General features: G+C 66.3%; 15 protein-coding genes. 6 read left to right on the top strand and 9 right to left on the bottom strand.

Going from position 1 to position 20,803, the window contains the following annotated elements; all coding sequences use genetic code 11:
• Window positions 1-188 precede the first annotated feature (188 nt).
• The 5 genes from ACODR1_RS09225 to ACODR1_RS09205 all read right to left on the bottom strand — a co-directional run bounded on the left by ACODR1_RS09225 (window position 189) and on the right by ACODR1_RS09205 (window position 7,048).
• Complete coding sequence (locus ACODR1_RS09225) at window positions 189-2,540, bottom strand: TonB-dependent receptor (protein ID WP_488880181.1); 2,352 nt, start codon at window positions 2,538-2,540, stop codon at window positions 189-191.
• Between the two features lie 250 nt (window positions 2,541-2,790).
• Window positions 2,791-4,629 (bottom strand): DUF885 domain-containing protein, encoded by a 1,839-nt coding sequence (locus ACODR1_RS09220; protein WP_488880180.1) that lies wholly within the window; start codon window positions 4,627-4,629, stop codon window positions 2,791-2,793.
• A 184-nt stretch (window positions 4,630-4,813) separates the two neighbouring features.
• The gene (locus ACODR1_RS09215; protein WP_488880179.1) at window positions 4,814-5,779 is read right to left on the bottom strand and encodes an HAAS signaling domain-containing protein; all 966 of its coding nucleotides are present in this window, start codon (window positions 5,777-5,779) and stop codon (window positions 4,814-4,816) included.
• A 12-nt stretch (window positions 5,780-5,791) separates the two neighbouring features.
• A complete protein-coding gene (locus ACODR1_RS09210; protein ID WP_101711469.1) occupies window positions 5,792-6,121 on the bottom strand; it encodes a PadR family transcriptional regulator in 330 nt (109 codons plus the stop codon).
• Window positions 6,122-6,292: 171 nt separating this feature from the next.
• Window positions 6,293-7,048 carry an SDR family oxidoreductase gene (locus ACODR1_RS09205; protein ID WP_488880178.1) on the bottom strand — a complete coding sequence of 252 codons (756 nt, stop codon included), beginning with the start codon at window positions 7,046-7,048 and terminating at the stop codon, window positions 6,293-6,295.
• A gap of 103 nt (window positions 7,049-7,151) precedes the next feature.
• On the opposite strand from ACODR1_RS09205, the gene ACODR1_RS09200 reads away from it, so the two are divergent.
• Window positions 7,152-8,051 (top strand): LysR family transcriptional regulator, encoded by a 900-nt coding sequence (locus ACODR1_RS09200; RefSeq protein WP_488880177.1) that lies wholly within the window; start codon window positions 7,152-7,154, stop codon window positions 8,049-8,051.
• Here the strand turns inward: ACODR1_RS09200 and ACODR1_RS09195 are convergent.
• Entirely contained in the window at window positions 8,011-10,086 is a 2,076-nt protein-coding gene (locus tag ACODR1_RS09195) for an alpha/beta hydrolase family protein (RefSeq protein WP_488880176.1), read from the bottom strand. The two genes, ACODR1_RS09200 and ACODR1_RS09195, sit on opposite strands and share 41 nt — an antisense overlap.
• Before the next feature lie 120 nt (window positions 10,087-10,206).
• On the opposite strand from ACODR1_RS09195, the gene ACODR1_RS09190 reads away from it, so the two are divergent.
• The 5 genes from ACODR1_RS09190 to uvrB all read left to right on the top strand — a co-directional run bounded on the left by ACODR1_RS09190 (window position 10,207) and on the right by uvrB (window position 17,161).
• Window positions 10,207-10,620, top strand: a complete 414-nt coding sequence (locus tag ACODR1_RS09190) for a DUF1810 domain-containing protein (RefSeq protein WP_488880175.1) — start codon at window positions 10,207-10,209, stop codon at window positions 10,618-10,620.
• 77 nt (window positions 10,621-10,697) lie between these two features.
• Window positions 10,698-11,639: a hypothetical protein gene (locus ACODR1_RS09185; protein ID WP_488880174.1), complete on the top strand. Its 942-nt coding sequence runs from the start codon at window positions 10,698-10,700 to the stop codon at window positions 11,637-11,639.
• 62 nt (window positions 11,640-11,701) lie between these two features.
• Complete coding sequence (locus tag ACODR1_RS09180) at window positions 11,702-13,240, top strand: hypothetical protein (RefSeq protein ID WP_488880173.1); 1,539 nt, start codon at window positions 11,702-11,704, stop codon at window positions 13,238-13,240.
• A 21-nt stretch (window positions 13,241-13,261) separates the two neighbouring features.
• Window positions 13,262-14,797 (top strand): hypothetical protein, encoded by a 1,536-nt coding sequence (locus tag ACODR1_RS09175; protein WP_488880172.1) that lies wholly within the window; start codon window positions 13,262-13,264, stop codon window positions 14,795-14,797.
• An 87-nt stretch (window positions 14,798-14,884) separates the two neighbouring features.
• Window positions 14,885-17,161 carry an excinuclease ABC subunit UvrB gene (gene uvrB, locus ACODR1_RS09170; RefSeq protein WP_488880171.1) on the top strand — a complete coding sequence of 759 codons (2,277 nt, stop codon included), beginning with the start codon at window positions 14,885-14,887 and terminating at the stop codon, window positions 17,159-17,161.
• Window positions 17,162-17,168: 7 nt separating this feature from the next.
• Here the strand turns inward: uvrB and ACODR1_RS09165 are convergent, their stop codons facing one another.
• From ACODR1_RS09165 to ACODR1_RS09155, 3 genes are read right to left on the bottom strand one after another with little or no spacing between them, the layout of a single operon-like run.
• A complete protein-coding gene (locus ACODR1_RS09165; protein WP_488880170.1) occupies window positions 17,169-17,837 on the bottom strand; it encodes an MAE_28990/MAE_18760 family HEPN-like nuclease in 669 nt (222 codons plus the stop codon).
• Between the two features lies 1 nt (window position 17,838).
• Window positions 17,839-18,900 (bottom strand): DUF262 domain-containing protein, encoded by a 1,062-nt coding sequence (locus tag ACODR1_RS09160; RefSeq protein WP_488880169.1) that lies wholly within the window; start codon window positions 18,898-18,900, stop codon window positions 17,839-17,841.
• Complete coding sequence (locus ACODR1_RS09155) at window positions 18,900-20,039, bottom strand: DNA cytosine methyltransferase (RefSeq protein ID WP_488880168.1); 1,140 nt, start codon at window positions 20,037-20,039, stop codon at window positions 18,900-18,902. Before ACODR1_RS09155 ends, ACODR1_RS09160 begins: the two co-directional genes overlap by 1 nt.
• Between the last annotated feature and the right edge of the window lie 764 nt (window positions 20,040-20,803).

The following is a 20,803-nucleotide window of genomic DNA, read 5'->3' as shown; positions in this document are numbered from 1 at the left end:
ACGCCAGCCAGATCGACACTCAGAAGTATCGGCCTTTTTCACTGAGCCTCCCCGCGAAGGCGGGGATCCAAGCTGTCTTTCAGGAGTCGGCGCGGCGGTGAAACCACCGCAGACTCCGCTTGGGTCCCCGCCTTCGCGGGGAAGGACGGGTTTGAGTAGAGCGGCCGGGTGACCGTCGATCGCCTTCCCTAGAAATCGAAGCCGATCGTGGCGAAGACCTGCCGCGGCGCCGACGAGTGGAACACCAGGATCGAGCCCGCCGCGTCGTCCGGCGCGAACACGCTGCTGTCGAAGTTCGAGGCGTAGCGCTTGTCGGTCAGGTTGGTGACGTTCAGCGAGGCCTTGGCCCCCTTCATGAAGCCGACCTCGCCGAAGGCGTAGCTGACGCCCAGGTCGAAGGTCGTGTAGCCGCCGAAGCTCTGGTCGTTGGTGTAGGTGTAGTAGCGGCGGCCGGTGTATTTGCCCTGCAGCGAGGCCGAGAACGGACCGCGCTTGAGGCTGACCACGCTGGCGAACATCTCTTTGGGCGTGTCGACCTGCTGCTTGCCGGCCGTCTTCTTGACCACGCAGGTCGCGCCCGAGCACCAGTTGAGGTCCTCGTCATAGGTCGACTTGTTGTACGAGGCCGAGTTGTACCAGTTCAGCCACGACAGCGGCTTCCACAGCACGCCCACCTCGGCGCCCTTGCTGGTGACGCTGCCGGCGTTGTGGAAGGAGTTGCCGCAGCCGGGGTTCTGCTGCTGGTTGGTCGGGCAGGGATTGTATTGCAGCAGGCGGTTGTCGAAATCGACCTCGTAGGCCGACACCGACAGCTGCACCTTCTCGCCCACATAGCGGTAGCCGGCGTCGAAGCTCTTGGAGGTCTCGGGCTCCAGGTATTTGCCCTGGGCGTCCCACACGGCCTGCGACACCGATTGCGGGCCCAGTTTGAAGCCGCCCTGGAACATGGCCATGTTCTCGGCGTAGCTGGCGAACACTTCGTGGCCGGGGGCGATGCGCCAGCGCGCGCCGGCTTCCGGCAGGAAGCTGTCCGAAGCCTTCAGCGAGCCGCTGGCGAACTGGGTCGAGGCCGCGGCCGGCGCCTTGGCGATGCCCGGCAGGGCCGTGGCGGTCGACTTGGCGTTGGTGCTCTTGAAGCCGAAGTCGATGCTCAGCGCGTCGTCCAGCAGGGTGATGGTGTCCTGAACGTAGAACTGCTGGGTGGTCCAGTCGGTCTTCTGCACCCACTGGGCGGTGTCGGGACGGCCCTTCAGGTACTGCGCCAGGCTGAACGGACCGGTGACGTTGGTCCAGATGTAGCGGGCGGCGCTGCTGGTGTTCTGCTCCAGCCACAGGCCGGCCTGCAGGTGGTTGAAGCCGTGCGTCCAGGCCACGCTGGCGACCACGCCGTCGCGATCGATGGTGTAGCGGGTGTCGCGGATCTGCACCGGCAGGTCGTCGGCCGTCGACGCCGTGCCCTGGTTCGACAGGCCGGTGATGAAGTTGTTCCCCGCGCCCTTGTTCTCGTGCTTGTAGACCTGGCCGTGGACCTTGAGGCTGTCGGTGACGTCGAAGTCGGCCGCGATGTAGAAGAGGTCGTCGTTGCGCAGGATCTGGCCGTTGGTGAAGGTCACGTCCGACAGCTTTTCCGGCGCCGTCGAGGTCACGCACTTGGAGGCCAGCGAGGCCACCGAGCAGGCCGCGCGGGCGACATAGGCGTCCCAGTTGGGCGCATAGCCGCCCCAGTCCCAGCCCAGGCGCGTACGCATGTCCTTCGACAGATAGGCGTCGTCGGCCTGGTTGGTGCGCGAGATGTCGGCGAAGGCCGTGACCTGGCCGCGCTCGCCCTTGTAGGTCAGCTTGCCGTTGAACTGCTTGCCGGTCGACTTGTTGTAGACCGGCTGGTTCACGAACAGGTCCTGCTCGCTGTATTGGCCCGACAGATAGGCCGACCAGCCGTTGTGCTCGCCGGTGTCGAAGCGCGCGAAGGTGCGCAGGGTGTCCTCGCTGCCGAAGCTCTGGCTGATCGACAGGCCCATGGCCTTCTTCGGATCGCTGGAGCTGTAGATCAGCGCGCCGCCCAGATTGCTGGTCGACGGGATCGAGAGGCCGGCGATGCCGGTCGCCAGGTCGGCGCGGCCCAGGTTCTCGGAGATCAGCGCCCGGCTGATCGTCAGGCCGTTGTAGTTGTTGTAGGCGCCGTCGCCCAGCGGCATGCCGTCGAGCGTGTAGCCCAGGTGGGTGGTGTTGAAGCCGCGCACCTGCAGCGACAGCGACTGCTCGTTGACGCCCAGGGCGTCGATCGACTGGGCCATCACGCCGGGCAGGAAGTTCAGCGCCTTCTGCACGCTCGTGCCCGGCGGCAGCACTTCCAGGCTGGCGGGCGTCAGGGTCGAGACCGAGCGGGTCTGGCCGCTGCCGACCACGACGACGCCCTCGACCTCGCCGCCATCCGCTGTAGCGACGGGCGCATCGGCGGCGGGAGCGTCGGCCGCCTGGGCCTGGCTGGCGAGCATGAGGCAGGCGGCGATCGCCGCGGCGCTGGCGGTCCTGAGCAGCATTCGGATATCCCCCGATATCGGAAGCGCCGCGGGGTACTGTTCTCGACGGCGCCGGTTGTTTTCAGCGCCGCGTCTATTTCACAGGTTGATGACACTTTTTCCGCAACAGCAGTGGCTGCGCGGTGGACAACAGTCATCTACGGGCGATCGGACAGTTCCGCCCCGACAACTGCGCGACCGCCGCCAACGAAAAAGGGAGCGCCCTTTCGGACGCTCCCTTCCCGTTCGGCCTTGCGAAAAGGCGCGACGCTTACTTCCCGGCCTTGGTGGCGGCGACGTAGTCGTCGACCACGCGGTCCAGCACGGTCAGCGGGGTCATGCCCGACAGCAGGCCCGCATCGTGGAACTTCTTGATGTCGAACTTCTTGCCCAGGGCCTTCTTGGCGCGCTCGCGGGCGCGCAGCCAGGTGATCTTGCCCAGCATGTACGAGCAGGCCTGGCCCGGCCACACGACGTAGCGTTCGATCTCGGTGATCGTGCCGCTTTCCTCGTCGCCCATGGTCTCGGCCATGTATTTGACGGCCTGTTCGCGGGTCCACTTCTTGTAGTGCATGCCGCTGTCGACCACGAGGCGCACGGCGCGGAACAGGGCGTCGTGCAGCATGCCGATGTGGCCGCGCGGGTCGTTCTTGTAGATGCCCATCTCGACGGCCAGCTCTTCGGAATAGAGCGCCCAGCCCTCCGCGTAGCCCGAGAAGCCGATGACCTTGCGGATCAACGGCAGGCCTTGGGCTTCGTTCGACAGCGACAGCTGCAGGTGGTGGCCCGGGACGCCTTCGTGCACCGTCAGGGTGGTCAGGGTGTATTTGGCCTGCTCGGCCGTATCACGCAGGTTGATCCAGTAGATCCCCGGGCGCTTGCCGTCGAGCGAGGGCGAGTTGTAGTAGCCGCCCGGCGCGCCGGCCTCGATGGCCTTGGGCACGCGGCGGATCTCCAGCGGGGCCTTGGGCAGCTGGCCGAAATAGGCCGGCAGCTGCTTCTCGATCCACTTGGCCTTGGTGTTGAGGTCAGCGATCAGCTGTTCCTTGGCCGGATCGGTGTTCTCGTAGATGTCCTTGCCGAGCTCGGCCATGCGCTCGCCGACCGTGCCCTTGCTCATGCCGATCGACTTGAACAGCTTGTCGGCCTCGGCCGAGATCGACTTCACCAGGTCCAGGCCCAGCTGGTGGATCTCTTCGGGACCCATGGTCGAGGTCGTGTAGTTCTTCAGCGACACGGCATAGTAGTCGCCGCCGTCCTTCAGGCGCCACACGCCGGCGTCGTGGTTGGCCTTCGGGCGCACGCTTTCCAGCAGCGCGATCTGGCGCTTCAGGGCCGGCAGCACCGAGTTTTCGTAGACCTTGCTGGCTTCGGCGGCCCAGTCGCCGGTGATGTTCTTTTCCTTGGTCCGGCGAGCGATCGACTTGACCAGGGTGGTCTCGGCCGTCGGGGTGTCGGCGAAGGCCTTCATCTGGATGAGGGCCTTGTCGATGACGAAGTCGGGCGGGATCACGCCGTCGGCGTAGTCGCGCTTGGCGATCAGGGTCTCCTGATCCATCAGGCGGGCGAAGCCTTCCATGCGCTGCAGGTAGGCGTCGGCGTCGGCCTTGGTCTCGATGCTGTGCTGGGTGTCGAGGAAGTCGGGCATCTGCTGGTAGCTGCCCGTCAGCTGGCTCAGCACGTAGGGCGCGCCCGAACCGCCGCCGGCGTAGGTGAACTTGCGGTTGCCCTCGTCCTGCACCGCCAGGGTGAACTCGACGGTGTCGTAGTTGACGGCGTCCATGCCGGTCAGCTGCTTGCGGTCGATCGAGCGCAGCTCGGCCAACTGGGCGGTCGTCTGGGCCGCGCCGGCGGCGATCGCCTCGAACGAGCGGTCGCTCAGCAGGCCCTTGGTCCAGGCCAGGTCGTCCTTGTCGAGGCCCAGGCCCGTGGTCAGCTCCGGCGCCTGGCGCATCAGCTTGGCCATGGCGGCGTCGAAGAACGCGTTCATCTTGGCGGCTTCGCCAGAGGCCGAGGCGGCGGCCGGCTGGGCGAAGCCCAGCGACGGGGCGGCGGCGGCGGCCAGGCCCGCGGCCACGGTCGACAGCAGGAGTTCGCGGCGGTTTTGCAAGAGAAAGTCCCCTTCCCTTGAGCCCTCCCCCTCCGGTCGGGCCCTGACATGAATTCCGGCGCGTTGGTCCGCGCCGGAAAGGCTGGGGCGAAGGCGTAAATGGCCCCGGCGGGCGGGGCAACCGGGGACGGATTAATTCCGTGTCATTCGACCGTGGAAAAATCCGCCCCGCCTTCGGTCCCGATCAGCGAACGCCCTTATAGAGGCGCCAGGCGGCCGCGCCGATCTGGCAGGCGAAGGTGATCCCCGAGACCAGCATCACCACGTGGATCCCCAGATCGAACACCTGTTGCAGCTTGGCCGCCTCGGGCAGGCCGACGGGCTGGACGGTGAACAGCGGGACCGACTTCCACAGCACGGTGGTCAGGGCCATGCCCGCCACGCCCAGGGCCAGTTCGAAGGCGGCCCGCAGGCGCACCCGGCCGGTCTGCAGCAGAGCGACCAGTCCCCCGACCAGTTGCACCGCCGCCAACGCCAGGATCGGCCAGAACAGCGTGCTCCAGATCGCCGACGGTTCGAGCGTGAGGCCGTGCTTGACGTTCATCGAGCTGGCGATGTCGACCTTCCACAGCCCCGTCCACCACAGGATGAACAGCGCGGTCACGACCACCTCGGCCACGGCGTTGAAGCGGGTCTCGAACACCCCCTTCTTCTTGCTCGGCACGGGCAGCTCGCTGACCTTCCACTCGGTCAGGCCGGTCAACGGCACCCAGCCGCGCTCGATGCCGGCCGCCACCAGGGTGACCAGGCCCGCCAGCATCAGGGCCGAGCTCGGGAAGTGGTCGAAGGCGGCGTTGGCCAGCAGCCGGGCCGGGTTGTCGCCGCCCAGGACGATGGCCGCCAGGGCCGGGATGACCGAGATCGCCGCCGCCACGGCCAGGGCGATCTTCAGGGCGAACACATAGAACGGATAGAGCGTCGGGCCGATCAGGCTCTGCTGGGGGCCGTAGCGCCCGGCCACGGCCAGCGGATGGCCGAAGTCCTTGAGCACGGCCTCGCGCTCCTTGTCGGTCAGGGGGCGGCCCAGGGCCTCCTCCTTCTCCTCGATGCGGTTGAGCAGCAGGTCGCGCAGTTCGGCGACGATGTCCTCGCGCTGGGCCTTGGGCAGCAGGGCGGCGACGGCGGCGAGATAGCGGTCGAGCAGGTCCATGATCCAGTCCCCTCAGATCAGATTTTGCAGGGTGTCGTTGATGGCGCGCCACTCGGCGGCCAGGCGTTCGAGGACGGTCTCGCCCTCGGTGGAGAGGCGGTAGAAGCGCTTCTTGCGCTTCTCCTCCTCGCGCCATTCGGAAGTCAGCAGGCCTTGGCCCTCGAGCCGGCGCAGCATCGGGTAGAGCGCGCCTTCGTCGATCTCGAGCCCGACCTCCGCCAGGGCCTGGCGCAGGCTGTAGCCGTAGCGCTCGACCTTCAGCTGGGCGAGCACTGCCAGGATCAGCGTCCCGCGACGCAACTCCTGGCGGAGGGATTCGAAGATGTCCGTGTCTGTCGGCATTGGCGTGCCCGGTTTTGGTGTGCGTCACATGGTGTGCAGCACATAGTGTGCGATACACACTGTGTGTCACACAGTATAAGCGCGGGTCAACCGCCGTTCTCTGAATTGTTGGTAATGTGCGAAGGGGCCGGCCCGCCGGCCACGCCCCCATCCGCTCCACCCGCGCCGCGCTCAGATGATCCCGCCGTTGGCGCGCAGGGTCTGGCCGTTGATCCAGGCCCCGTCGGGACCGGCCAGGAACGAGACGACGGCGGCGATGTCCTCGGGCGCGCCCAGCCGCTCCAGCGGCGCGGCCTTGGCCAGGCGCTCGACCAGCTGCGCCGGCTTGCCGTCGAGGAACAGCGGCGTGGCCGTCGGCCCCGGCGCCACCGCGTTGACCGTGATGTCGCGGCCGCGCAGTTCCTTGGCCAGCACGCTGGTCAGGGCCTCGACGCCGGCCTTGGCCGCCGCATAGGGGCCGTAGGTCGGCTGCAGCAGGCCCACCACGCTGGACGAGACGTTGACGATGCGCCCGCCCCCCGCCATCCGCCGCGCGGCCTCGCGCAGGGTGTTGAAGCTTCCCTTCAGGTTCACCGCGATCATCCGGTCGAACAGCGCGTCGTCGGCCTGGGCGATGGTCGCCAGCTCCATGACGCCGGCGTTGTTGACCAGCACGTCGACCCCGCCGAAGGCCGCCTCGGCGGCGTCGAACATCGCCGCCACGGCGCCCGGGTCGGCGATGTCGGCCTGGTGCGCCACGGCGCGGCCGCCGGCCGCCTCGATCTGCGCCACCACGCCGTTGGCCGCCGCCGCCCGGCCCGCATAGTTGACGATGACGACGAAGCCGTCCTCCGCCAGCCGACGCGCCGTCGCCGCCCCGATGCCGCCAGACGCGCCGGTCACCAGCGCCACCTTGCCGTTGTTCCGAGCGTCATCGTCTTGGGTCATGCCTTGGTCCTCCGGTCGACACCGTGTCGACGGCTGACCATGCGCCTTCGCGTCGATTGAATAATTCAGGCGATCGGGCCATCACTATTCGAACCAGCGAATAATGGAGGCCACCCTGGACCGCTTCGAGGCCATGCGTCTCTTCACCCGCGTCGTCGAGCGCCGCAGCTTCACCAAGGCCGCCACCGACCTTTCCCTGCCCCGCTCCACCGCCACCGAGGCCGTGCAGCAGCTCGAGGCGAGGCTGGGCGTGCGCCTCCTGCAACGCACCACCCGCAGCGTCGCCCCCACCCTCGACGGCGAGGCCTATTACCGCCGCTGCCTGAAGCTCCTGGACGAACTCGACGAGACCGAGAACGCCTTCCGCCGCGCCAGTCCGCGCGGAGAACTGCGGGTCGATGTCCAGGGCGCCCTGGCCCGCCGTTTCCTGCTGCCGGGCCTGCCCGAATTCCTGGCGACCTATCCCGAGCTTCGCCTGCGCATGACCGAGGGCGACCGGCTGGTCGACCTGGTGGCCGAGGGCGTCGACTGCGTGCTGCGCCTGGGAACGCCCGCCGACGGCCACATGGCCGCCCGCCGCGTCGCCCTGCTGCCCGAGGTCACCTGCGCCGCCCCCGCCTATATCGACCGCCACGGCGCGCCCCGGACCCCCGCCGACCTCTCCCGCCACCAGATGGTCGGCTTCGCCCGCCCCGACGGCGGCTGGCACCCGCTGGAAGTCACCGACGGCGCCGCCGTCCGCCAGATCGCCGTCCCCGCCGCCGTCGTGGTCTCCAGCGCCGAAAGCTCCCTGGCCATGGGCCTCCTGGGCCTTGGCCTCATCCAGGTCCCCCGCTACCGCGCCGAAGAGCACCTGGCCTCCGGCGCCCTCGTCGAGGTGCTGACCGCCCACCCGCCGACCCCGACCCCGGTGAACCTCCTCTGGCCCCGCGACCGCCAGCTCTCGGCCCGGACGAGGGTGTTCATCGACTGGGCGGGGGCGCGACTGGCGGGGGCGGGGTGACCAAATTGGCGCCCGAGGGCCCGATCGAAGCGGACAGGAAGGCCAGAATTCGCCGCATCGCGTCCAACCGAGCACCCAGCCGCCATTGGCTGTGGCCGACGGCGCGATAGGTCACGAGTTCGACCTTGCGGCCGGCTCCGGCCAGCGCCTTCTCCATCAGTTGCGACTGCTCCAGCGGCACGACGCCGTCATAGTCGCCGTGAAGCAACAACACCGGCGGCCTGTATTGCGTGGCGTAGGTGATCGGCGATGTGGCAACGAGACGCTCACGGTCCTTCACCGGATCACCAATCGACTTCAGCCAGTAGTGATAAGTTGGCGAGTCCGCCCCGGACGTCCGCCGTTCCCAGTCCTGGCTCGCGACCAGGTCCGACACCCCAGCCTGGCTGATCACGCACTTAAAGCGCTCGGGGTGCTTGGCCCCCGCCAGTAGCGCCACGTAGCCGCCATAGCTGGCGCCGAAGATGCAGACCCGGTCAGGGTCGACCTTGCCGTCGCGGATCAACGCCTCGACGCCTTCCACGACGTCGTCCTGCATGCGCAGCCCCCACTGCCCGTAGCCCGCCGAGGCGAAGGCCCGGCCGAACCCGCCCGATCCCCGGAACTGCGGCTGGAAGACCACATATCCGGCCCGGGCCAGTACCTGGCCCCAGGGATCGAAATCGAACTGGTCGCGCACCTCCGGACCACCATGCGGCATAACCACCAACGGCGGCCTATCCTCTGGTTTGGCCTTCGGCGGGCGGGTGACGTAGCCGACCAGCTTCTGGCCGTCGCTCGCCGTGTACGCGAACTCGGTCATCGGCCCCAGTTCGTCGGGCTTTAGGCTCGGCCAGGCCATACCCAACAGCTTGATGGACTTGTCCGCGCGTCGATACAGGTAGTAGGAGCCAGGCTCGTCAGGCCCCGACACGTAGAGCAGCTGCACGGCGCCGTCGCCCGACATGGAGGCGATGCTGATGTTGCGCTCGTCCTCGAAAAACTTGGCTATGCCCCGCCATTCCCGCTGCAGGGTCTTGTCGAAGAAGTTGCAGACCCTCACCTGGGCGATAAAGCAACCACCCAGGACGGAACCATCGCGCACGTCGAAGATGATGCTCTCGAAATCATGTGACGGCGCCGAATACAGGACGGGCCCCATGGTCCGGGATTTGAAGTCGTAGAGCCTCAGTTCCCGACTTCCCTTGTTTCCCTCAGGCATGACGGCGACATAGAAGCTGGTCACGTCGGGACCAGCTTCCAATATGCTGAAATCAGGCAGCGCCTCGATTTCCTTCGGCCGCAAGGTAAAGGCCGTGGTCCACGACGCGTCCGACGCCTGACGGTACTGTAGCCGGACGCCCCCGCGTCCGACCATGTCGTAGCGGATCACCGGCTCGCCCTGGCGGTTCGTCTGCCAGCGAACGTCGAGGTCCCGCGATTGCTCGATCGCTATCGCGTCGCCTGTCCTGACATTCACCTTGCGAAGGAACTGCCGCCCAGAGGTCGCGTGCTGCACGAGAACATTGTCCGGATCGCTTCTCAGCACATCGACCAGAACGTCACCGACCAGTTCGACCTGCTTCCCAGTCACAATGTCGACCGCCAGCAGCAGTTCGACACGAGACAACCCCCACAGACCCGGACTCGGGCGCTTACCCGACCACCGCCCATAGCCCGTATAGCTGACGATCAGGGTGTGATCGTCTTTCCAAGCCACCCAGTCGACGGTGCTGTATTCGGCGCCCGGCTTGTCGAAAGCGACGCTCTGCTTGTTGTTGGACAGGTCGATCAGCTGGACCGAGTGGGTCAGCAGCTTCCTCGAGACGATCGACAGGTAACGACCGTCGGGCGACAGTAAGCCTTGCTGGAGGTTGGGCCTGGCGAACAACTCCGCCACCCAGCTCGGCACCGTCTTCTCCAGATCGGCCTCAGGTGGCCCCTCCGGCTGTTCTTCGGCCCACGCGCTGGCGCCAAGGCCGACCAACAGGACGGCGATACAGACGAATATCAGGGTCGCGACATCCACCGCGGGCTTGGCGATACGCTGGAACAAGGATGCGGCCCCCCGGTCGCGGAGATGGATCGCGGCGCACATGCCGCCCGCGCGTTCTGCGCCAGCAAGGCCCCGTTTGCAATCGGGGCGAGCGCCGGCCACCCTTGCCCCCTTGCCCCCTTGCCCCACGCCCTCACCCGCTTCCTCGACGCCCAGGCCGCCGCCTACCCCGCCGCCATCACCGAGCTGCGCGCGGGCCGCAAGCAGACGCACTGGATGTGGTTCGTGTTCCCGCAGGTCGAAGGCCTGGGCCACAGCCCGACCGCCCAGTTCTACGCCATCGCGGGGCTGGACGAGGCGCGGGCCTATCTGGCGCATCCGGTGCTGGCGCCGCGGCTGCTGGAGTGCGTCGAGGCGATCCTGGGCCTGCCCGGCGACGACGCCCTGGCCGTGTTCGGCTCGCCCGACGACGTGAAGCTGCGCTCCAGCCTCACCCTGTTTGCCGCCGCCGCGCCGGACGAGCCGCGCTTTCGCGCCGCCCTGGCCAAGTATTTCGCCGGGCGGGAGGATCCGCTGATCCTGGCGCGCCTGTGACATTCGGCACACCGGCGCTTAAGGGAATCCCTGAAAATGTGACCGCCGGTTGTCGCGCTCCAGGGATCCGTAGCGTCATGCCCAAGTCCGTCCGTTCGCGCCTGCTCGCCGCCGGCCTCGCCGTCGCCACCCTGGCCGCCCCCCTGGCCGCAACCCTGGCGCCGCAGGCCGCCCAGGCCTTCGGCACCGTGCGCAAGCTGGGCCAGAACGCCGAGCACGAGCGGATCACCCGCCGGGCGCTGGAGCCGGTCGGCTTCGAGCGTCTGACCCTCAACCAGCTGGCCGGTACGAGCCTGATGGTCGGGGCCGGCAGCTTCGGCGCGGTCGGCGCGCCCGACCGGCCGTTCCGCGGCCTGATCAGCGTCACCGAGGCCCATTGCGACGACGGCGACTGGTTCGACGCCCGCGACTACGCCCAGGGCCGCGACAAGGCCAACGACGCCCTGCGCGCCTGCCGCGCCCTGATGCACCGCAATCTCGACGAGGCCCTGCGCCGCGCCGGCGACCTGGTGGCCCCCGACCTGTCGCTGGGCCAGACCGCCATGGGCTCAAGCTGCAAGTTCGACGAGGACGACGCCGACACCCCCAAGTGCCGGGTGCTGGAATATTTCGGCCTGGCCCTGCACGCCGCCCAGGACTTCTACTCGCACACCAACTGGGTCGACGCGCCCCGCGCCAGCCCGACGATCAAGAACCCGCAGGGCCTGAACCACGACGCCCCCGCCGAATGGCTGGGCCCGGCCCGGCCGGCCGAGGTTCCCGCCGGCCTGATCAGCGGCTGCTACGGCTTTCCCGAATGGGCCAGCTGCGGCGGCCGCATCAAGCACGACTACCTCAACAAGGACACCGTCCACACCGGCCGCGGCGGCTACGAGAAGGCCATGGCCGTGGCCGCCGCCGACACCCGCCAGAAGTGGGACGCGTTCTCCGACAGCGTCCGCCGACAGTATGGCGAGGCGCGGGGCGCCAAGATCCTGTGCGTGATCAAGGCCGACGAGCCGCGCAAGGCGTGCGCTTGATCGCGGCGTTGCGGCGCGGCCGGCCGCGTGGTCTTAAGTGACGCGTGACCCGGGGGCCGCGCATGATCGTGAAACTGCAACTCGCCGCCGTCGGCGCGGCGCTGTCGCTGGCGGCCGCCCCGGCCCTCGCCGCGCCGACCAGGGGCGGGCCCGACCTCGCCCGCGACGCCGACGCGGTGATCGCCCGCATGCTCGACCTGTCGAAGGCGCAAGGGTCGGAGGCCGGCCAGCCGTGCCCCGCCGACCTGGCCGACCGGGTCGACGCCCTGGTCGCCCGGCGCGGCTTCGAGGCCCTGGACGCCTTCCGCCGCGACGCGGTGCTGTACGCCGTCGTCGTCTGCCGGCCGTTCGACGACGCCCGCGCGGTGGCCGCCGCCCGCCGCCTTGACCGCGACGACACGCCCCCGCCGATCCTGGCCTCGGCCAACATGGTGCTGCTGGCCGACGCGGCCAGGCGCAACGACGGCAAGGGCGAACTGGCGGCCCTGCAGCGCGCCGTGGCCGCCGACGCCGCGCAGGTCACCGCCCTGCCGCCCGAGATGTACGGCCAGACGGTCGAGGACCTGAAGGACGATCCGGCCGCTCGCGCCAAGGCGCTGGACCTGCTGCGCGGCCTCGACTGGCCCAGCGAGGACGGCCACGACCAGGTCGACAACGACTGGGCCCTGGTCCGCGCCCAGCTGGCCGCCGACGACGGCGACATGACCCGCGCCGGCGCCGTGCTCGATCGCGCCAGCAGCCCGCACGTGCTGCTGGCCGTGGCCCAGGATCGCCGCTTCGCGTCCCTGTGGCCGGACATGGAGGCCGCCGGCCGCTTCGACTGGACCAAGGTGCTGCAGACCGCCCTCGCCCGCGCCGACGAGCAATCGGCCCGCGAACCGGCCAACCTCAAGCGCATCGCCCAGCGCATCGACCACCTGCGGGCCCTGGGCCGGCGCGAAGAGGCCATCGCCCTGGGCGCCGGCTATGTCACGCGCCTGCAGGCCGGCGAGACCTTCGACGACGTCGAGCTGTCGGGCCCGATGCTGGTCGCCATCCAGGCCGCCGCGCTCAGCGAGCTGGGCCGCTTCGACGAGGCCGACGCCCTGCTCGCCAGGCCCGTCGCCCAGGACAGGCTGACCCAGAACACCGCCCGCGCCGCCCTCCTCCTGGGCCTCGACCGCTCGGCCGAGGTGCTGAAGGCGGTCGACGCCGCCGACGCCTCGATCGCCTCGCCGTTCGGCCTGATGTGGCTGGACGAGCTGCGCGCCTGCGCCCGCCACCGCCTTGGCGACGAGGCCGCCGCCCGCAAGGCGCTCGACAAGCTGCGCAAGGGCTGGCGCGACAACCCCTACGCCCTGTCCGGCGCCCTGCTGTGCCTGGGCCGCGACGACGAGGCCGCCCAGCTGATGATCCGCCGCCTGCGCGACCCTGCCCTGCGCGGCGACGCCCTCAAGGCCTTCCGCGACGGCCCGCCGCCGCCGGCGCCCACCCCGCGCGACACCGAGCTCGACGCCCGCCGCAAGGCGATGGTTGCGCGGCCCGAGGTCGTGTCGGTGATGCAGGAATACGGCCGCGCGATCACCGTGCCGCTCAGCGGCGACTACGCCGGCGGCTACTAGGTCACGATCGGAATGACAGTCATGAACCGCTTCACCGCCCGCGCGGTCCTGCTGGCCGCGGCCGGCCTGTCGTCGATCGCCCTGGCCTCGCCCGTCCTCGCCCAAGCCGCCCAAGCCGCCGAGACCGCGGCGTTCGACGTCCAGGCGAGTCAGCTCGCCGACGTCGCGGTCGGTCAGGGCGACGGCGCCTGCCAGGCCCCGACGATCGACCAGGTGGCCGCCATGACCGACGCCGCCGGCTTCGACCGGCTGGAGCTCGCCTCGCGCGAGATCCTGCTCCAGGTCCGGATGAACTGCGCCGCGCGCGCCGGCGACCGTACAACCGCCACGGCCGCCGCCCACCGCCTGTTGGGCGCCGAGTTCCAGCCCGAGGTGCGCGGCCGGGCCGCCCTCCGGGTCGCCCTGGCCGATCTGGCCAAGTCTGACACCCGCTCGTTCGCCGACCACATCCGGATCGTGCTCGACACCACGCCCGACAAGGCCGTCGACCTCCCCCTGCAGCTGTACGCCTGGGCCCTGAGCGACCGGGACCACGACCCTGCCTTCATCACCGCCCTGCGGCGCGCGCCCTGGACCACCGAGGAGGCTCACCACAAGGTCGACAACGACTGGGCCCTGCGCGAGGCCGTCCAGGCCGCCGACGCCGGCGAAATGACCCGGGCCTCCGCCGCGCTGTCGCGCGCCAGCGAGCCTTCGGTCCTGATGTCCGTCTACCAGGATCGCCGCTTCGAGCGGCTGTGGCCGCAGATGCAGGACGAAGGCCGCTTCGACTGGCGCGCCCGCGAGACCGCCCGCCTGGCCGGGATCGACGAGCGCATCGCCCGCGAGCCCCGCCGCCTGGAGTTGGTGGTCCAGCGCATCCAGGCCCTGCGCCATCTCGAGCGCTACGACGAGGCCCGAGCGGTCGGCGCCGACTATGCCAAGCGCCTCAAGCGGGACAACGCCTTCGACGACCAGAAGGGGCAGAAGGCCTGGGTGCTCTACGCCTATGCCAGCGTGCTCGACGACCTGGGCGAGACGGCCCCGGCCGACGCCGCCCTCGTCACCGCCGCCGACGGATCCGACAAGATCAGCCAATACGTCAACCGCGCCGCCCTCCTGGTGCAGCAGGGGCGCGCGACGGAGGCCCTGGAAACCCTCGACAAGATCCCGTCCGGCTACGGCTCGCCCTACGGCCGCATGGTGACCGCCAGCAACAAGCTGTGCGCCCTGGCCCTGCTCGACCGCCGCCAGGACGCCGAGGCCGAGCTGGCCAGGCTGACGCCCAACTGGCGCGACGCGCCCGGCGCCGCGATCCACGGCCTGACCTGCCTGCAGCGCGACGACGAGGCCGCCGCCCTGCTGATCCGCTGGCTGGAAGACCCGGCCCTGCGCGGCGACGCCCTGGCCTGGTTCCGCACCGGCCGCCAGCCGCCCGGCGCCAAGGCCGCCGTGGACAAGACCCCGCCGATCCTCCGCCGCGGTTCCCAGCTGAAGGCGCGTCCCGACGTCCAGGCCGCCCTGGCCAAGGTCGGCCGCGCCCTCGACTACGACCTGGCCAGCCAGTACGGCAGCTGACCCCTGTCGCCATCTGCCGCCACCTGCTGACATCGGCTGTCAGCAGGCCCTCTGGCCTTAACGGCCTCGGGCGCCTAGATTTGGCCCATGCCCAGCAGCCAGAACCCCGGCGTCTCCGACGCCTCGACGCCCTTCGTCCTCGACGCCCAGCTCGACGCCGCGCTGGAGGGCCAAGGGGGTGTAATGCCGATGCTGTGGACGCCCCACCGGCCGGCGCGTCCCGAGAAGTCGGAAGGCGGCAAGACCTTCAAGCTGGTGTCGTCCTACGAACCCGCCGGCGACCAGCCGACCGCCATCAAGGAGCTGGTCGAGGGCGTCGAGAACGGCGACCAGGACCAGGTGCTGCTCGGCGTCACCGGCTCGGGCAAGACCTTCACCATGGCCAAGGTCATCGAGGCCACCCAGCGCCCGGCGCTGATCCTGGCCCCCAACAAGACCCTGGCCGCCCAGCTCTACAGCGAGATGAAGGCCTTCTTCCCCGAGAACGCGGTCGAGTATTTCGTCAGCTACTACGACTACTACCAGCCGGAAGCCTACGTCCCGCGCACCGACACCTTCATCGAGAAGGACAGCTCCATCAACGAGCAGATCGACCGCATGCGCCACTCGGCCACGCGGGCGATCCTCGAGCGCGACGACGTCATCGTCGTGGCCTCGGTGTCGTGCATCTACGGCATCGGCTCGGTCGAGACCTACACCGCCATGACCTTCACCCTGACGGTGGGCGACCGGGTCGACGAGAAGCAGCTGATGGCCGACCTGGTGGCCCAGCAATACAAGCGCAACGACGCCGCCTTCGACCGCGGGACCTTCCGCCGCCGCGGCGACACCATCGAGATCTTCCCCGCCCACTACGAGGACCGCGCCTGGCGCGTCTCGATGTTCGGCGACGAGGTCGAGGCGATCAGCGAGTTCGACCCGCTGACCGGCAAGAAGACCGCCGACCTGGAGACCATCAAGGTCTACGCCAACAGCCACCACGTCACCCCGCGCCCCACCCTGCGCCAGGCGATCATCGAGATCCGCAAGGAGCTGAAGGAGCGGCTGGAGTGGCTGAACGCCAACGGCAAGCTCCTGGAGGCCCAGCGCCTGGAGCAGCGCACCACCTTCGACCTGGAGATGATCGAGACCACCGGCTCCTGCGCCGGCATCGAGAACTACAGCCGCTACCTGTCGGGCCGCCGCACCGGCGAGCCGCCGCCGACCTTCTTCGAATACATCCCCGACAACGCCCTGCTGTTCACCGACGAGAGCCACCAGACGGTTCCGCAGATCGGCGCCATGTATAAGGGCGACCGCAACCGCAAATGGACCCTGGCCGAATACGGCTTCCGCCTGCCCTCGGCCCTGGATAACCGCCCCCTCAAGTTCGAGGAGTGGGACGCCATGCGGCCCCAGTCGGTGCACGTCTCGGCCACCCCCGCCAACTGGGAGCTGGAGCGCGCCGGCGGCGTCTTCGCCGAACAGGTGATCCGCCCCACCGGCCTGATCGATCCCCCCGTGGAGGTCCGCCCCGTGGCCAAGGACGGCGCCTCCCAGGTCGACGACGTCGTCGACGAGATCCGCCAGACCATCAGCAAGGGCTACCGCACCCTGGTCACCGTCCTGACCAAGAAGATGGCCGAGGACCTGACCGAATACCTCAACGAACAGGGGATCCGCGTCCGCTACATGCACAGCGACGTCGACACCCTGGAGCGCATCGAGATCATCCGCGACCTGCGCCTGGGCTATTTCGACGTGCTCGTGGGCATCAACCTGCTGCGCGAGGGCCTCGACATCCCCGAGTGCGGCCTGGTGGCCATCCTCGACGCCGACAAGGAAGGCTTCCTGCGCTCGGAGACCTCGCTGGTCCAGACCATCGGCCGCGCCGCCCGTAACGTCGACGGCAAGGTCATCCTCTATGCCGACCGGATCACCGGCAGCATGGAGCGGGCCATGGCCGAGACCACCCGCCGCCGCGACAAGCAGAACGCCTACAATCTCGAGCACGGCATCACGCCCGAGAGCGTCAAGCGCGACATCAAGGACATCCTGGCCAGCCCCTACGAGCGCGGCGACCGCGTCCTGGTGCCGATGGGCGTCAGCGACGCCTCGGGCGCCGAGAAGCCGTTCAGCGGCGACAACTTCAAGGCCGCCCTGCGCGACCTCGAAGCCAAGATGCGCGAAGCCGCCGCCAACCTCGAATTCGAAACCGCCGCCCGCCTCCGCGACGAGATCAAGCGCATGAAGCTGCTGGACCTGGAGTTCGCCAACGAGGCCCTGACGGGGGCTGGGGAGGCCGTGGACACGTCAGCCCCGAAGCGGGTGCGGGCGGAGCACCGGGCGGAGAAGGCGGAGGCGTTCAGGAAGGGGAGGCGGTAAGGGGCGGTTACGCCAAATAGCCTTTTGACGCCCGATACTTATCCATATCGTTTATAAATTTCTCCATAAAAATAACGACACGCCCCAGCAAAGAAACAAGCTCATCCGTTGTGCACAGAGAACCAATACTTTCAAAAGTTTCCTCCCCATGAGCAAGCTCATTTCTGGCATTCTTCACAGTTAGGAGATCACTGCCACCAATAGAACCTTTAGGAGGAGACCATTTCTTTCCAGTTAAATCCGTAACCAGTTTTATAATCTTGACGTGATCAATGTTTCCATTAAAAGGAATTTCAGATTCCTTATTTTTCCAAGAAACATATCCAGGAAGAAATTCAGATAATTCGTCCAAAAATGACGAGTGATTAACGCCGTTGCTTAATTTACCATGAAAGTAGACACCTATAATCTCCCTTCTCCAATGCGGTTTTATATCCGTTATAGCCACACTTTCAGATACTATACTTTTTCGTATAAGTACCAAGGTATCCCTAACTGCGCACTCAACGCAATTATATATCATGACATAAGCAGCGGCCCTAGACGCCGTAACAGCTTTCGCCCCCTTGTAAATGCCAAGCGAGCCGGAAGCCAACTCCTTTTCCATTTCAGAAAGCGATTTCAAATAGTCGCTGGCAGCCGATACTCTAGAGCGAAACTCCGCAGAAGCGCTCATGTCATTTTTCCAAAAGCCGATCGCGAACAAACTCAATCCTGGCTGTCAACTTCGGCCCGCTATTGCTGGCATCCGTCCGAACCAATTGCTGGAACTCATCACTCACCAGCCAGTCAAAAGGCATCGGCCTAAGATTTTGCCTTTCGCGGAGAGCCAGGTTTACCCCCACAGCAATGGCCTCGAACCTCACCCTAGGCACGCGTCGCCCCGTCTCCTCACGATAGAAGGCCCGAGGCTCACTCGCCAAAACATAAGACATGACAGAATCAAACTCACGTCGAATGCGAGCTAAATGATACTCATCGGCATTCTTATTTAGATCAATCATATGACCATCAAGAAACTTCCTAACATCATGCCTGAAGTTTTTATAATAATCAGAGTATATAAAAAATCTTGTAACCAGTTCTTGCCGCTCACTATCTGGATCCGCACCACCACCAATGTCCGGCAAGGCCTGCTTCATAAGATCCGACTTGGCAGCCGCAAGCACCACATCCAAGAACGGGCCGCGATAAGCCCCCTTCCTTATCTCAGCATCTTCCAGAGATTTTCCCGACGTATTCAACCGTCGAAACAGATCAATTCTCGTGTTTTCATCAGTCCCCTGATCGAGAACAAATGCACGAATTGGCGTATTCATGAACCTTCGCTTAGCAGCAGCCGGGAGCTGACTGTAAGTTAAACCATTAATAACGTCGAGCTTTTCAAGCTTAGATAACTTCAGCTTATCCGAGACAAAAGTCACAAGCGTCCGAACGCGCTGAGATCCATCCACAATCTCAAGCTGCCCCTCAACCTCATAGAGAAATATGGGCGGAACAGGTATCCTCAGAAGCAAACTCTCGACAAAATAAGACATCTTCTCCTTATTCCAGGCGAGACTCCGCTGATAATCAGGAACATATATATGCCCCTCCTCTTCGGGACGATCCCTGTACCTTGAAACGATCAGATCAAGAGCAAAATCCGTAACAATGTACTTCACCTCTCGACGCGCTTCCTCGATGGATTCCAATATTTCAGAATCCGAGATCGCAAAAACTTTTTTCTTTCCAGCCATCACGCCGCCTCAGCACCTTGTTCGGATACGTATTTTTCCACCGCATCGATAAAGCCCGCCTGAAACCGTAGCTTTGCAACCTTGGTCCGCGCCAAAAAGCTCGAAGCCGCACGATAGCTCAGCGGAGTACCGGGATACTGCAGGAAGCCTTCGAGCGAGACTGGAGCAAGACCGATCGGATCCGCCCCTATCTCAACGGCATGCCGCGAAGAGCCGTCGAAACGAGCGGCCCGAGGAAGAGTTCGCGTGAGGTCGAACACTCGATCACGCGACAGATCATACTCACCCGGGCTTGCCAGCCTCCCCCCAATCCAGCGCGCCACGGGAGGGCTAACCGCGCTACCAACCAAGCTCCAGCGCGAACTGGACCTAGAAACCACTTCAGCCTCCTTGGTCCAATCGGCCGAAAAGCCCTGCAACCTCTCCGCATCTCGAATATCCGGCTTCACTATCAATCCACTGGAAAGGAGGATGGCCGGCGGCGACGGAATACCTACAGCAGATCCGTTCTTGAGAGTCGGCACAGCATCCGCCGCCCAACCGAGTCCGGTCCGCCCTTCGGTCCAGTAAAAGCCATGAGCCTTAAGCCCAATTTCCGTCGTCGGGCGCTCAAGCTTTTCATCATCCACCAGCAACACGCCAGCCGGGTCATGCGACCTACTCGCAACCATGAAGACACGCTCGCGCCTTTGAGGCACCCCAAAACCGAAAGAGTCCACCACGCGCCAAGCCCACTTATACCCGAGCGCTTCAAGACTATCGGCAATGGATAGCATTGCAGACCCAGAATTTAGCCTCAACATGAAAGGAACATTTTCAAGCACGATCCATTCCGTCTTCGACTTTTCCGCAAGTCTGAAAACGTTTGAAACGAGACCTGATCGCAGGCCGTCTAACCCTGCAGTTCTCCCCGCCTGACTAAGGTCCTGACATGGGAATCCGGCAACTATCATATCGACATCGCCCCCCATATCAACTATATCAGAAACGTCCCCCTCAAGAGGAACATCGGGGAAATGCTTCGAAAGAACAGCACGAGCTGGATTTAATATTTCTGAAAAAAGCTGAGGAACGTGACCAGAGGCTGAGAACCCAACCTCAAAACCACCAATTCCGGAGAAAAGACTTGCAAATTTCATGATCTATATATGTTAGCTATTTTCGGCATTTAGGTTATCAGGAGTCGTCCGTACCGGCGAGACAGCGGTAGTCTCCAGCCCCCCTATCCCCGTCCGCCGACACACAAACCCCAACCCAATCAACGCTCTAGAAAATTATCAACGTTTCCCATCCGACGGCTCTCAGACCGCCCGCATAATCCTCTCCATCCCGTCGCGGGGAGAGGGCGCCAGGATCCGGCCCGATGCGTGCGGCGGGGTGCGATCGAGCGGGGTCTCCTGGAGCGGCGTGAGCCGGGCCGGCGGGGCTTGAACGGAGGGCGGGGGACGTAAACCCGCCTCTCGGGGGCCTGCCTGTCATGGGCTCCCGCCCGCCCGAGGGTCCGCTCCGGCGCCTTCTGTCTGCACGCGATGGCTAGCGAAGCTCACAGCCCGGTTACGGGGAAGGCAGATGCCGAAGGGGGTGAAGGGCGGAAAAGGCCCGCGCGCCCCGGCCTGAGGTCAAACGATCGCGCGGGGCGTCAAGGCTTCGTCGAAACGGTACATTCAAACACAGCTCCGGACGCGGTCCGGACGCCCCGCGCCCTCTCCATCCCCTCAGCGGTTTCCCGCGTGAGCGCGAGGCCGCGTGTCTGTCCGTGCAGACCCCCTCCGGCCCTCCGGGCCACCTCCCCCAGAGGGGGAGGATCTCGTCCGACGCCTTCGCCAACCCAATGCTCCCCCTCTGGGGGAGCTGTCGCGGAGCGACTGAGGGGGAACCTCCCCCTCTGGGGGAGGCGGCCGAA

Source organism: Caulobacter sp. FG7 (assembly GCF_057808875.1).
The sequence above is the reverse complement of the archived record's forward strand: the minus strand, read 5'-3'. Positions and strand labels throughout refer to the sequence as shown.